12 protein-coding genes are annotated in these 13,549 nt (G+C 70.4%); 8 read left to right on the forward strand and 4 right to left on the reverse strand.

The window, feature by feature from the left end:
- Positions 1-11 precede the first annotated feature (11 nt).
- From ACZ4K2_RS05420 to ACZ4K2_RS05430, 3 genes are all read left to right on the forward strand, one after another.
- On the forward strand, positions 12-521 hold the full coding sequence (locus tag ACZ4K2_RS05420; RefSeq protein ID WP_467479508.1) for a MarR family winged helix-turn-helix transcriptional regulator: 510 nt from the start codon (positions 12-14) through the stop codon (positions 519-521).
- Positions 522-564: 43 nt separating this feature from the next.
- Positions 565-903, forward strand: coding sequence for a DUF3817 domain-containing protein (locus tag ACZ4K2_RS05425; RefSeq protein WP_467479510.1), 339 nt, complete (start codon positions 565-567; stop codon positions 901-903).
- Positions 904-998: 95 nt separating this feature from the next.
- A complete protein-coding gene (locus ACZ4K2_RS05430) occupies positions 999-2,699 on the forward strand; it encodes an acyl-CoA mutase large subunit family protein (RefSeq protein WP_467479512.1) in 1,701 nt (566 codons plus the stop codon).
- A gap of 119 nt (positions 2,700-2,818) precedes the next feature.
- Here ACZ4K2_RS05430 and ACZ4K2_RS05435 read toward each other — a convergent pair whose 3' ends face one another.
- Positions 2,819-3,484, reverse strand: coding sequence for a TetR/AcrR family transcriptional regulator (locus tag ACZ4K2_RS05435; RefSeq protein ID WP_467479514.1), 666 nt, complete (start codon positions 3,482-3,484; stop codon positions 2,819-2,821).
- A gap of 207 nt (positions 3,485-3,691) precedes the next feature.
- Here ACZ4K2_RS05435 and ACZ4K2_RS05440 point away from each other — a divergent pair, with 207 nt between their 5' ends.
- The 5 genes from ACZ4K2_RS05440 (at position 3,692) to ACZ4K2_RS05460 (ending at position 8,581) form a co-directional block, all read left to right on the forward strand.
- A complete protein-coding gene (locus tag ACZ4K2_RS05440) occupies positions 3,692-4,663 on the forward strand; it encodes a tetratricopeptide repeat protein (RefSeq protein WP_467479516.1) in 972 nt (323 codons plus the stop codon).
- Between the two features lie 623 nt (positions 4,664-5,286).
- Positions 5,287-5,946: a DUF6230 family protein gene (locus ACZ4K2_RS05445; RefSeq protein ID WP_467479518.1), complete on the forward strand. Its 660-nt coding sequence runs from the start codon at positions 5,287-5,289 to the stop codon at positions 5,944-5,946.
- Positions 5,947-6,063: 117 nt separating this feature from the next.
- Positions 6,064-6,609, forward strand: coding sequence for a DUF6114 domain-containing protein (locus ACZ4K2_RS05450; RefSeq protein ID WP_467479520.1), 546 nt, complete (start codon positions 6,064-6,066; stop codon positions 6,607-6,609).
- Positions 6,599-8,035 carry a hypothetical protein gene (locus ACZ4K2_RS05455; RefSeq protein ID WP_467479522.1) on the forward strand — a complete coding sequence of 479 codons (1,437 nt, stop codon included), beginning with the start codon at positions 6,599-6,601 and terminating at the stop codon, positions 8,033-8,035. The genes ACZ4K2_RS05450 and ACZ4K2_RS05455 overlap by 11 nt, the downstream gene beginning before the upstream one ends.
- 156 nt (positions 8,036-8,191) lie before the next feature.
- Positions 8,192-8,581, forward strand: a complete 390-nt coding sequence (locus ACZ4K2_RS05460) for a hypothetical protein (protein WP_467479524.1) — start codon at positions 8,192-8,194, stop codon at positions 8,579-8,581.
- Positions 8,582-8,650: 69 nt separating this feature from the next.
- Here ACZ4K2_RS05460 and pyk read toward each other — a convergent pair whose 3' ends face one another.
- The 3 genes from pyk to pta all read right to left on the reverse strand — a co-directional run bounded on the left by pyk (position 8,651) and on the right by pta (position 13,461).
- A complete protein-coding gene (gene pyk, locus ACZ4K2_RS05465; protein ID WP_467479526.1) occupies positions 8,651-10,078 on the reverse strand; it encodes a pyruvate kinase in 1,428 nt (475 codons plus the stop codon).
- Between the two features lie 84 nt (positions 10,079-10,162).
- The gene (locus ACZ4K2_RS05470; RefSeq protein ID WP_467479528.1) at positions 10,163-11,374 is read right to left on the reverse strand and encodes an acetate kinase; all 1,212 of its coding nucleotides are present in this window, start codon (positions 11,372-11,374) and stop codon (positions 10,163-10,165) included.
- Entirely contained in the window at positions 11,371-13,461 is a 2,091-nt protein-coding gene (gene pta, locus ACZ4K2_RS05475; RefSeq protein WP_467479530.1) for a phosphate acetyltransferase, read from the reverse strand. The genes ACZ4K2_RS05470 and pta overlap by 4 nt, the downstream gene beginning before the upstream one ends.
- Positions 13,462-13,549: the final 88 nt, after the last annotated feature.

Here is a 13,549-nt window from a genome sequence, read left to right on the forward strand (position 1 = left end):
GGTCTGATGCCGTGCCGAAGCCTCTCAGCCTCCCGTTCGACCCCATCGCCCGCGCCGACGAACTCTGGAAGCAGCGGTGGGGAGGCGTGCCGTCCATGGCCGCGATCACCTCGATCATGCGCGCCCAGCAGATCCTGCTCGCCGAGGTGGACGCGGTGGTCAAGCCGTACGGGCTGACCTTCGCCCGGTACGAGGCACTGGTGCTGCTCACCTTCTCCAAGGCCGGCGAGCTGCCGATGTCCAAGATCGGCGAACGGCTGATGGTGCACCCGACGTCCGTGACGAACACCGTGGACCGGCTGGTGAGGTCCGGCCTGGTCGCCAAGCGCCCGAACCCGAAGGACGGCCGCGGCACCCTCGCCGTCATCACCGAGAAGGGCCGCGAGGTGGTCGACGCGGCCACCCGCGACCTGATGGCCATGGACTTCGGGCTCGGGGTGTACGACGCCGAGGAGTGCCGGGAGATCTTCGCCATGCTCCGCCCGCTGCGGATCGCCGCGCACGACTTCGACGAGGGGTGACCCGGGGCAAGATCTCCCGGAAAAGGTGGTTACGCTCGACCCCATGAAAAAGAGCGTGCTGACCCGCTACCGCGTGCTGGCCTACACCACCGGCGTCCTGCTGGTGCTGCTGTGCCTGAGCATGATCGCGAAGTACGGGCTCGACATGAGCGGTGCCGCCGACTTCACGCGGGTCGTCGCCATCGCCCACGGCTGGCTGTACGTCGTCTACCTGGTCTTCGCCTTCGACCTGGGCTCCAAGGCGAAGTGGCCGGTCGGCAAGCAGCTGTGGGTGCTGCTGGCGGGCACCATCCCGACCGCCGCCTTCTTCGTCGAGCGCAGGATCAGCCGCGAGCTGGACGGCAGGGTCGAGGGCCGGACCCCGGCCGTGGCCGAGGCGTAGCGCGGCCGTAAACGAGACGCGGCACACACCGCCGTACGGACCCGTACGGCGGTCAGCCATCGACATGTACTAGGACGTCCAAGTAAATTCGAGGCATGGATGCTCATGCCATCGAGGAGGGCCGCCGGCGCTGGCAGGCCCGCTACGACGCGGCGCGCAAGCGCGACGCGGACTTCACCACGCTCTCCGGCGACCCCGTGGAGCCGGTGTACGGGCCCCGACCGGGTGACACGTACGAGGGATTCGAGCGGATCGGCTGGCCGGGTGAGTACCCCTACACCCGCGGGCTCCATCCGACCGGCTACCGCGGCCGTACCTGGACGATCCGCCAGTTCGCCGGGTTCGGCAACGCCGAGCAGACCAACGAGCGGTACAAGATGATCCTCGCCGCCGGCGGCGGGGGCCTGTCCGTCGCCTTCGACATGCCGACGCTGATGGGGCGCGACTCCGACGACCCGCGCTCGCTGGGCGAGGTCGGGCACTGCGGGGTCGCCATCGACTCGGCCGCCGACATGGAGGTGCTGTTCAAGGACATCCCGCTGGGGGAGGTCACGACCTCCATGACCATCAGCGGGCCGGCCGTGCCCGTCTTCTGCATGTACCTGGTCGCCGCCGAGCGCCAGGGAGTCGACCCGGGGGTGCTCAACGGGACCCTCCAGACCGACATCTTCAAGGAGTACATCGCGCAGAAGGAGTGGCTCTTCCAGCCGGAGCCCCACCTGCGGCTGATCGGCGACCTGATGGAGCACTGCGCGGCGGGCATCCCCGCGTACAAGCCCCTCTCCGTCTCCGGCTACCACATCCGCGAGGCCGGGGCCACGGCCGCCCAGGAGCTGGCCTACACGCTCGCCGACGGCTTCGGGTACGTGGAGCTGGGGCTCAGCCGCGGGCTCGACGTCGACGTCTTCGCCCCCGGCCTGTCCTTCTTCTTCGACGCCCACGTGGATTTCTTCGAGGAGATCGCCAAGTTCCGGGCGGCCCGGCGCATCTGGGCCCGCTGGATGCGGGACGTGTACGGCGCGAAGAGCGAGAAGGCGCAGTGGCTGCGGTTCCACACGCAGACCGCCGGGGTGTCGCTGACCGCCCAGCAGCCCTACAACAACGTGGTGCGGACGGCCGTGGAGGCGCTGGCCGCCGTGCTCGGCGGGACGAACTCGCTGCACACCAACGCCCTGGACGAGACCCTCGCGCTGCCGAGCGAGCAGGCCGCGGAGATCGCGCTGCGCACCCAGCAGGTGCTGATGGAGGAGACCGGGGTCGCCAACGTCGCCGACCCGCTGGGCGGTTCGTGGTACGTCGAGCAGCTCACCGACCGGATCGAGGCGGACGCCGAGAAGATCTTCGAGCAGATCAGGGAGCGGGGCCTGCGGGCGCACCCGGACGGCCGGCACCCGATCGGCCCGGTCACCTCCGGCATCCTGCGCGGGATAGAGGACGGGTGGTTCACCGGCGAGATCGCCGAGTCGGCGTTCCGCTACCAGCAGTCCCTGGAGAAGGGGGACAAGCGGGTCGTGGGCGTCAACGTCGCCACCGGGTCGGTCACCGGCGACCTGGAGATCCTGCGCGTCAGCCACGAGGTGGAACGTGAGCAGGTGCGCGTCCTCGCGGAGCGCAAGGGCGCGCGGGACGAGGGCGCGGTGCGTACCGCGCTGGACGGCATGCTGTCCGCGGCCCGGTCGGGCGCGAACATGATCGAGCCGATGCTGGACGCGGTGCGCGCCGAGGCCACGCTGGGCGAGATCTGCGGAGTGCTGCGGGACGAGTGGGGGGTGTACACGGAGCCGCCGGGCTTCTGACCCCTCCTGCCCCTACGCCCCTGCTCCGCGCGTGCGTCCGCTCCGGTCCGCTCACCCGGACCGGAGCGGACCCAACCCGCTCGGACCGATCCGGTCCGGGCGGGTTCGTATCGGTTCGGTCAGGCGCCCTCCGGGCGGGTTCCCGGGGCGGGATCCGGCCGGCCCGGGTCCGGCTCGGCGGAGAGTCCCAGCAGCAGTACCCGGGTGAGGTCGCCCACCCACTCCTCGTCCGCCGGTTTGCCGCTCACCAGGGTGCGGTGGACCACCGCGCCCGCCACCATGTCGAAGATCAGGTCCACCGTGCGGGCGGACTCCCCGGGGTCCGGCTCCGCGGGGAGTTCGCCGCGCCGCTGGGCCCGTGCGCGGCCCTCCAGGACCAGGTCCATCTGGCGTTCCACGATGGAGGCGCGGATGCGCTCGCGCAGGGCGTCGTCGCGGGTGGACTCGGCGACCACCGCCATCAGGCCGCTCTTCGCCTCGGGCCGGGCGAGAATGGCCGCGAACTGCAGGACGACGCCCTCGATGTCGTCGGCGAGACTGCCGCGGTCGGGCAGTTCCAGTTCGTCGAAGAGTTCCGCGACGGCGTCCACGACCAGTTCGTTCTTGCCGGCCCAGCGCCGGTAGATCGTGGTCTTCGCGACCCCGGCCCGCACCGCCACGTCCCCCAGCGTCAGCTTGGACCAGCCGAGCTCGACGAGAGCCTCCCGGGTGGCGGCCAGGATCGCGGCGTCCGCCGCGGCGCTGCGCGGGCGTCCGGTACGGCTGGCGGGGGTGCGGCTCTGCATCCCCCGACCATAACCGGCGGTTCGTGTGGCGTCGTGAGGGAGATCACCGGGATGTGGTGTCGCGCGGCCCGCCCATGGCATTACGCTACGACTCGTAGCGAAAGCCCGTGCGGGACGTGCACGGGCGACGACCGTCCGGCGCGGGTGGGGACCCGGCGCCGCACACCGTTTTTTCACTCAGGCGCGAGATCGGGGGAGGATAGACGCATGCAGCCACGGAACATGTCCATGAGCGGTGTCGTCGACCTCGCCGCGGTGAAGGCGGCCCAGGAGGCCAAGGCCAAGGCCGAGCAGACGCGCGCCGAAGCCGCCCGGCAGGGCGGCATGGGGGCCGTCTCCCCGGCCGATCTCGTCATCGACGTCGACGAGGCGGGGTTCGAGCAGGATGTCCTGCAGCGCTCCGCCGAAGTGCCCGTCGTCATTGACTTCTGGGCCGAGTGGTGTCAGCCCTGCAAGCAGCTCAGCCCGGTCCTGGAGCGGCTGGCCGTCGAGTACGACGGGCGCTTCCTCCTCGCCAAGATCGACGTCGACGCCAACCAGATGCTGATGCAGCAGTTCGGGGTGCAGGGCATCCCGGCCGTCTTCGCCGTCGTCGCGGGCCAGGCGCTGCCGCTCTTCCAGGGAGCGGCCAGTGAGGAGCAGATCCGCCAGACCCTGGACCAGCTCGTGACCGTCGCCGAGCAGCGCTTCGGGCTGACCGGTCTGACCGTCGACCCGGACGCCGAGCCGGGCGGTGCAGCGCCGGCCGCGCCGGTCGAGGGGCCGTACGAGGCCGCGCTGAACGCCGCCGCGCAGGCGCTGGACGCGGGCGACCTGGGCGGCGCCGTCCGGGCGTACCAGAACGTGCTGGCCGACGACCCGGCCCACCCCGAGGCCAAACTGGGCCTGGCGCAGGCCGAGTTGCTCCAGCGGGTGCAGAGCATGGACCCGCAGAAGGTGCGCGGGGAGGCCGCCGCGAACCCGAAGGACGCCGAGGCGCAGATCGCCGCCGCCGACCTGGACCTGGTGGGCGGTCACGTCGAGGACGCGTTCGCGCGGCTGATCGACACCGTGCAGCGCACGGCCGGCGACGACCGGAACGCCGTACGGCTCCGGTTGCTGGAGTTGTTCGAGGTCGTGGGCCCGGACGACCCCCGAGTGGTCGGGGCTCGCAGGGCCCTTGCACGCGCCCTGTTCTGACCAGTCGTTAAACACCACGGTGTGTGATGCCGGGGTGAAAGATTGGCCGACGGGGCGTCAGGGAGGCCGCGCTTTACCAAAACTTGGTAATCGCGGCCCCTGTTACTCCGAGTAAGTCGAAGCCGTTGGTCTGTCTGGATTCGTCCAGGGATCAACGGCTTTGCTCTGCCCAGAAATGCCACCGAGGGTCGCTTTCCGAGACCGGTGGGTCGTCTTCCGGTTATCCCACCGTTACTAGCCAGTAACGAACCCCCTTGTGTCCGGGCCGAGAATGCACCACGATCGGCGACGCTCGGTCCATTCCCGTACCCGGCATCCGGTCGGGCCGCGGGAGACTCTGGGTCCCCACCGAGCAGGGCCGGCGGCAGTGGCGCCGACCCTAGGGCAGGGGGGTCTTCGCCGCACGGCGAAGCCTGTCCAGCAAGGTTGTGCGTGATGCGTGTCAGGCGCGACCAGTGGTTGTCGCTCGGGGGTGATCGCCGGTGATTCGGGCGCGGACGCGCCTTTCGGGTACGGGCGCTCTCCTTTCCGAGGACGTAGCACTTCTCCCATCCCTGTCCGGCCGCGCCCCCTGACGGGTCGTGAGTCCGGGCCAGGAGATGTACGTCCGAGAAGGAGGAAATATGGAGTCCCAGGTGCGTGGCGGGACCAGATGGAAGCGGTTCGCTGTGGTCATGGTGCCCAGCGTCGCCGCGACGGCCGCGATAGGCGTGGCGCTGGCGCAGGGTGCGCTGGCGGCCTCGTTCAGCGTGTCCGGTCAGGAGTTCAAGGTGAAGGCCGGTCAGCTCGTCGGTACGGGCTTCAGCCAGTACGGCTCGCTCGACACGGGCAAGAGCCTGGACGGCAAGAGCGACGAGGCCCACCCGGTGGCGGTCTCGGCCTTCGAGAAGGCCAGCATCACCAAGATGTGCCAGTCGGTGGTCACTCCGATCCCGCTTCTGGGGAAGAGCGTCACCCTCAGGCTGACCGCGGGTGACAAGGGCACGAATGTCGAGGCGACGGGGCTCTACATCGACGTCTCCAACCTCGACTCCACCCAGGCCGAGTTCACCAGCATGGACATCGGTGTCGCGGCGGGCAGCGTCACGAAGGGCCCCAAGCCCAAGGCGGAGGAGTACCAGAAGGGCGCTTCCAGCCCCTTCGGCTTCGCGCAGCAGGCCGACAAGGCGATTCTGACCGACGTGCAGCAGACGGCGTGGGCGACCACCGCCGGCACGTTCAAGCTGGCCAACCTGCACATGGGGCTGGTGTGGGGCAGCGGCGAGGGCAAGGAGTGCTACTAGGCACCCGATGACGGGCGGGGAAGCCACCGGCTTCCCCGCCTCCCCTCCCTGCCCTCACCGGCCGTTCCACCCCCGCACCACTTCACAGCGCAACGCCGCACCAGGGAGCTGTTTTCCATGAGCGCCGAGACCTCTGCCGCCCCCGGCCAGTTCACCCGCCGCAGGCAGCAGTTCCGCGCCTGGCGGGGCAACCGTCCGTTCTGGGCGGGCCTGTACGTCATGCTCGGTGGCTTTCCGATCATGTACTTCCCGTACGCGCACATCAAACTGGGCGCGCTCACGCTGGCGATGTCGACCACCGCGGGCGCCGGATCCCTGATCATCGGCGTGCTCCTCGTCGTCCTGGGTCTGACGCTCTGGTTCCAGCAGCACGTACGGGTCTTCGCCGGCGTCGCCGCGATCCTGCTCGCGCTGGTGTCCCTCCCGGTCTCCAACTTCGGCGGCTTCATCGTCGGTTTCCTGCTCGCGCTGCTCGGCGGAGCCATGGCGGTGTCCTGGGCGCCCGTCAAGGCGGGCGGGCAGCCGGCCGGGACGTCCCCCGCGGACGGCGACGGGGCACCCGGTGACGGGCTGCCCGAGGCGGACCACCGGGTGGACGAGGCAAACGATCTGTCAGGAACGAGCCCGGCCTACGGGGCGAACGGGAGGCACAGTGCCGGCTGACGAGGTGACCCGCGGGGCCGCCGCGGACACGTCCCGTGCGAGAACCGGGCCGCGGCACGCGGCCCCGAAGAAGCCGCTGTTCACCAGATTCCACATGCCGGCCGGCAAGGCGATAGCCACCGTGGCGATGCCGACCGCGGTCCTCATGGGCCTCGGGTTCACATCGTCACTGGCCCTCGCCGACAACGGCGGCCCGTCCCCGTCCAACAGCCAGCAGGCCGAGGACTACAAGGACTGCCTCAACCAACTGGACGGCAACGAGGACCCCTCCGCCTCGCCGTCGCCGTCGGCCTCCGACAGCGCCTCGCCCTCCCCGTCGCCGTCCGCCTCGGCCGACGACGAGAAGGACCCGCAGGGCGGCGCGGACGGCAAGGAGACCGAGGACCCCGGGAACGCCGGGGACACCGGGGGCACGGGCAACTCCTCTTCGCCGGATTCAGGTTCCGGCGACAAGGCGGAACCCACGCACAGCCCGTCGGCCGACACGTCCGGCTCCGGCGGCACCTCCGGCTCGGCACCGGGCACGGAGTCCACCGGCGACCCGGCGAAGCCGGCACCGGAGAAGACCGCGGACAAGAGCGGCAACATCCTCGACACCATCGGTGACACGATCGGGGACGTCCTCACCGGCGGCCACAAGGACTCCGGCACCCCCGCGGAGACCCCCGCCCCGGCGAACACCCCGGCGCCGTCCACCACTCCGGAGCCGTCCCCGTCGCAGTCGTCCTCCCCGGCCCCCTCCTCCAGCGCCTCCCCGGCGGACGGCGGCGGGACCGCCGGTTCCACGGAGGACCGTGCGGAGAAGGCGGAGAAGGCGGAGAAGACGGCGGACCCGGCCCGGGACAAGGCGAAGGAGACGGCCGAGGACGCGGGCGGGAAGACGGCGGAGGCCACCGGGTCACCGGCCGCCGACAGCACGTCGCCCAGCCCCGACCCGTCCGCCTCGGCGGAGGACTGCGAGGCCGCCACCGAGGACCAGGGCGGTGTCGACAACAAGGTGCTGGTGGCGGACGACCCCTGGTACCTGAACGCCAGCTCGCTGTACCTCAAGAAGGCCGACTACCAGGGCATCGTCGAGGTGAAGACGGCCGGCGGCACCACGAAGAAGGTGCTCAAGTACGTCATCTCCGGCGGCACCGACATCGGTGACCTGCACCAGATCGTGAAGGACAAGCGGACGGACAAGACGTACCACGTCCAGGCGGCCAAGGGCTCTCAGTCAGTCATCAAGGACGGCGACACGGTGATGTACACCGAGAGCATCTCGGGCAACCTGTTCGGACTGATCCCCGTGACGTTCAGCCCCGACAGCCCGCCCCCGCTGAACATCCCGTACATCTACTTCACCAACGTGAAGGTGACCCAGGCGGCCCAGTTCGGCGGCACCCTGACCATCCCCGGGATGCGCCAGTACGTCGAGGGCTGACCGCCTCCTTCGCGAAGACCCCTTCCGGGAGCCGCGACCGTGCCCCGCCGGGAACCCACCCGACGGGGCACGGTCATGCGCACGCCTCCGGCCCGGGCCCACAACGGCGGGCGTTACGTGTCCATCGGCCAGAACCGACGCGGAACGGAGTGACGAGTGAGGACACAGTTGCAGCTGACCCGCGACGGTGACGCGTTCGTCGCGCGGCTCGCGCCCTCCCAGGTGTCGGCGATGTACGAGGCGCTGAGCCACCTGCGGGAGCGGGAGTGCGGGGACACGGAGCTGACCCTGCTGGTGGGAGCGGGCCGGGAGACGGTCGACGGGCTGCTGGAACGGCTGGCCGGCCCGCGCACGGAGTCGAGTGACGTCCGGCTGACCCTGGCGGAACTGCACACGGTGCACAGCGCGCTGACGGCCGTGCCCACCTTGTTCCTCGTGCGCGGAGGCGTGTTCGCGCAGGAGCCGTTCCACACCCGGCTGGGCTTCTTCCGGGAGAACCTCGACGCCCTGGCGCACGCTCTCATGGAGGCGGCGGCCGGGGTGTGACACCCGCCGCCGACCACTGAGGGCGCCCCCCTGGGTCAGGTGGGCGCCCTCGGTGGTGTGTCGGGTGGGTCAGTTGTTCTGGCCGCCCAGGTGGTGGACGCGGAGCATGTTGGTGCTGCCGGGGACGCCGGGGGGCGAGCCGGCGGTGATGATGACGGTGTCGCCGGCGTCGAAGTGGCCGAGGCGGGCGATCTCCTGGTCCACCAGGTCGACCATCTCGTCGGTGGTGTTCACGAACGGCACGACGTGCGACTCCACGCCCCAGCTCAGGGTGAGCTGGTTGCGGGTGCCCTCGTCCGTGGTGAACGCGATGATCGGCTGGGTCGCGCGGTAGCGGGACAGCCGGCGCGCCGTGTCACCGGACTGGGTGAAGGCGATCAGGCCCTTGCCGCCGAGGAAGTCGGCGATCTCGGCGGCGGCACGGGCCACCGAACCACCCTGGGTGCGCGGCTTCTTGCCCTGGACGAGGGGCTGCAGGCCCTTGGAGAGCAGTTCCTGCTCGGCGACCGTGACGATCTTCGACATGGTCTTGACCGTCTCGATCGGGTAGGCGCCCACGCTGGACTCCGCCGACAGCATGACCGCGTCCGCGCCGTCCAGGATGGCGTTGGCCACGTCGGAGGCCTCGGCGCGGGTCGGGCGGGAGTTGGTGATCATCGACTCCATCATCTGGGTCGCGACGATCACCGGCTTGGCGTTGCGTCGGCACAGCTCGATGAGGCGCTTCTGCACCATGGGGACCTTTTCGAGCGGGTACTCGACGGCGAGGTCGCCACGGGCCACCATCACCGCGTCGAACGCCGCGACGACGTCCTCCATGTTCTCCACCGCCTGCGGCTTCTCCACCTTGGCGATGACGGGGACGCGGCGGCCCTCCTCGTCCATGACGCGGTGCACGTCCTGGACGTCCTTGGCGTCGCGGACGAAGGACAGGGCGACCATGTCGCAGCCCATGCGGAGGGCGAAGCGCAGGTCCTCGACGTCCTTCTCCGACAGCGCGGGCACGTTGACGGCCGCGCCGGGCAGGTTGATGCCCTTGTGGTCGGAGACGACACCGCCCTCGATGACGATCGTCCGCACCCGCGGGCCCTCGACGTCCAGCACCTTCAGCTCGACGTTGCCGTCGTTGATGAGGACCTGGTCGCCCCGGGACACGTCGCCCGGCAGCCCCTTGTACGTCGTGCCGCAGATCTGCTTGTCGCCCGGCACGTCCTCGGTCGTGATGACGAACTCGTCACCGCGCTTCAGCTCGACCGGGCCCTCGGCGAAGGTCTCCAGCCGGATCTTCGGGCCCTGGAGGTCGGCGAGGACGCCGATGGAGCGGCCGGTCTCCTTGGAGGCGGCGCGGACGCGGTCGTACCGCGCCTGGTGCTCGGCGTGGGTGCCGTGGCTGAAGTTGAAACGGGCAACGTTCATGCCCGCCTCGATCATGGCGACGAGCATCTCGTGGGAGTCGACCGCGGGGCCGAGGGTACAGACGATTTTCGAACGGCGCATGGGGCGATCCTATCGGTTTGTTTCGCTACGGAATATTCCGTCTGGCGGAAGATACAAATGAGTGCCACACCGCTCAGGTGCTATTCAGTTGTTCTTTCCGACCAGTGCGTAGGTCTGCGTCGCGATCTCCAGTTCTTCATCCGTCGGCACCACGGCGACCGCAACCCGGGCGGATTCAGGTGAAATCAGCCGCGGCCCGCCGCCGTGCGCGGTGTTGCGCTCGGCGTCGACCGCGAGGCCGAGTCCTTCCAGGCCCGCGATCGCGGCCTCCCGCACCGGTGCCGCGTTCTCGCCGACCCCCGCGGTGAAGGCGACCGCGTCCACCGTGCCGAGCACCGCGTAATAGGCGCCGATGTACTTCTTGAGCCGGTGAATGTAAATGTCGAAGGCGAGTCCGGCCTCTTCGTCGCCCTCGTCGATCCGGCGGCGGATCTCCCGCATGTCGTTGTCCCCGCACAGACCGAACAGTCCGCTCCTCTTGTTGAGGAGAGTGTCGATCTCGTCCATGGACATTCCGCCGACACGGGCCAAATGGAAGATGACGGCCGGGTCCAGGTCACCCGAGCGCGTACCCATCACGAGCCCCTCCAAAGGCGTCAGCCCCATGGAGGTGTCCACGCACCGGCCCTTCTCGACGGCGGAGGCCGAGGCGCCGTTGCCCAGGTGCAGCACGATCACGTTGACCTCGGACGGGTCCTTGCCCAGCAGCCGCGCGGTCTCCCGGGACACGTACGCGTGCGAGGTGCCGTGGAAGCCGTAGCGGCGGATCCGGTGGCGGTCGGCGATCCGCGGGTCGATCGCGTAGCGCGCCGCCGACTCCGGCATCGTCGTGTGGAACGCGGTGTCGAAGACCGCGACCTGGGGCAGGTCGGGGCGGAGCGCCTGGGCCGTGCGGATGCCGGTGAGGTTGGCCGGGTTGTGCAGCGGGGCCACCGGGATCAGCCGTTCGATCTCGGTCAGCACCCCGTCGTCGACGACGGTGGGCTCGGTGAAGAACAGCCCGCCGTGCACCACCCGGTGGCCGATCGCGGCCAGGTCGGGGGAGTCCAGGCCGAGACCGTCCCGGCTCAGCTCGCCGGCGACCGCCTTGAGGGCGGCGTCGTGGTCGGCGATCGGCCCGGCGTGCTCGCGGGTGTCGTCGCCGGTGAGGCAGGTGTGCTTGAGGCGGGAGGTCTGCTCGCCGATGCGCTCGACCAGGCCCGCGGCGAGACGGCTGCCGTCCCGCATGTCCAGGAGCTGGTACTTCAGGGACGAGGAGCCGGAGTTGAGGACGAGGACACGGGTGGGGGAGGTCACTGCGCGGACGCCTTCTCGCTGGGGGTCTGGGCCTGGATCGCCGTTATGGCGACGGTGTTGACGATGTCCTGGACGAGGGCGCCCCGGGACAGGTCGTTGACCGGCTTGCGCAGTCCCTGCAGGACCGGGCCGACGGCGATCGCGCCGGCCGAGCGCTGCACGGCCTTGTAGGTGTTGTTGCCGGTGTTGAGGTCGGGGAAGATCAGCACGCTGGCCTGCCCGGCCACCTCGGAGCCGGGCAGTTTGGTGGCGGCCACGGACGGCTCCACGGCCGCGTCGTACTGGATCGGGCCCTCGATCTTCAGGTCGGGCCGGCGCGAGCGCGCCAGCTCGGTCGCCTCGCGCACCTTGTCGACGTCGGCGCCCGAACCGGAGGTGCCGGTGGAGTACGACAGCATCGCGATCCTCGGCTCGACGCCGAACCGGGCCGCCGTGCCCGCCGACTGGATGGCGATGTCCGCGAGCTGCTCGGCGTTCGGGTCCGGGTTGACCGCGCAGTCGCCGTAGACCAGCACCTTGTCGGCCAGGCACATGAAGAACACCGACGAGACGATCGAGGAGTCCGGCCTGGTCTTGATGATCTCGAAGGCCGGGCGGATGGTGGCCGCCGTGGAGTGCACCGAGCCGGACACCATGCCGTCGGCCAGGCCCTCCTGCACCATCAGGGTGCCGAAGTAGTTGACGTCCGACACGACGTCGTAGGCCAGCTCGACCGTGACGCCCTTGTGCGCGCGCAGCCGCGCGTACTTCTCGGCGAAGGCGTCGCGGAGTTCGGAGGTGGCCGGGTCGATCAGCCGGGCGTCGCCGAGGTCGATGCCGAGGTCGGCGGCCTGCTTGCGGATCCGGTCCTCGGGGCCGAGCAGGGTCAGGTCGCACACGCCCCGGCGCAGCAGCACCTCGGCCGCGTGCAGCACCCGCTCCTCGGTGCCCTCGGGGAGCACGACCCGCCGCTTGTCCGCGCGGGCCTGCTCCAGCAGCTTGTGCTCGAACATCATCGGGGTGACCCGGTCGCTGCTCGGTGCCTCGACCCGGCGGGCCAGGCCGGCGGTGTCGGCGTACCGCTCGAACAGGCCGAGCGCGGTCTCCGCCTTGCGCGGGGTGGCCGCGGTCATCTTCCCCTCCAGGGAGAAGAGGCGCTCGGCGGTGGGGAAGCTGTTGCCGGCCACGGAGAGCACCGGGGTGCCCGGGGCGAGGCGGGCGGCGAGGGTGAGGATCTCGTCGCGCGGCACCTCGTTCAGCGTCAGCAGCACGCCGGCGATGGGCGGGGTGCCGGCGCTGTGCGCGGCCAGCGAGCCGACGACCAGGTCGGCGCGGTCGCCCGGGGTCACCACCAGGCAGCCCGGGGTCAGCGCGCCCAGCAGGTTGGGCAGCATGGCGCCGCCGAAGACGAAGTCCAGCGCGTCCCGGGCGAGCCCCGAGTCGTCGCCCAGCAGCACCCTGGCGCCGAGGGCGTGGGCGATCTGGGAGACGGTCGGCGCGGACAGCGCGGGGTCGTCCGGCACCACGTAGCAGGGCACCGGCAGCCGGTCGGCGAGCCGCTCGGCGATCTCGTCGCGGTCCTCGCGGGCCACCCGGTTGGTGACCATGGCCAGCACGTCGCAGCCGAGCCCCTCGTACGCGCGGTAGGCGTTGCGCGTCTCCGCCAGCACCGACTCGGTGGTCTGCCTGCGGCCGCCGACCACCGGTATCACCGACGCGCCGAACTCGTTGGCGAGGCGCGCGTTCAGGGACAGCTCGTCGGGGAGCTGGGTGTCGGCGAAGTCGGTGCCGAGCACCAGGACGACGTCGTAGGCGCGGGTCACCAGGTGGAAGCGGTCGACGAGGGCGGAGACCAGTTCGCCGGTGCCCTGTTCGGCCTGGAGCGCGGACGCCTCGTGGTAGTCCATGCCGTAGACGGTCGACGGGTCCTGGGAGAGGCGGTAGCGGGACCGCAGCAGCTCGAACAGGCGATCGGGGCCGTCGTGGACCAGCGGACGGAACACCCCCACCCGGTCGACCTGCCGGGTCAGGAGTTCCATGACCCCCAACTCCACGACCTGCCGGCCGTCACCCCGGTCGATCCCGGTCACGTACACGCTGCGCGTCACGCGTCCACTCCGTTTCTCATGTCGTCATGGCGCTTTTTATGTCGCTTGTGTGGCGTTTTCAGCATAAAAATCACCCACCGAGGTGAGC

The sequence above is a fragment of the Streptomyces sp. NPDC025833 genome (assembly GCF_055558055.1).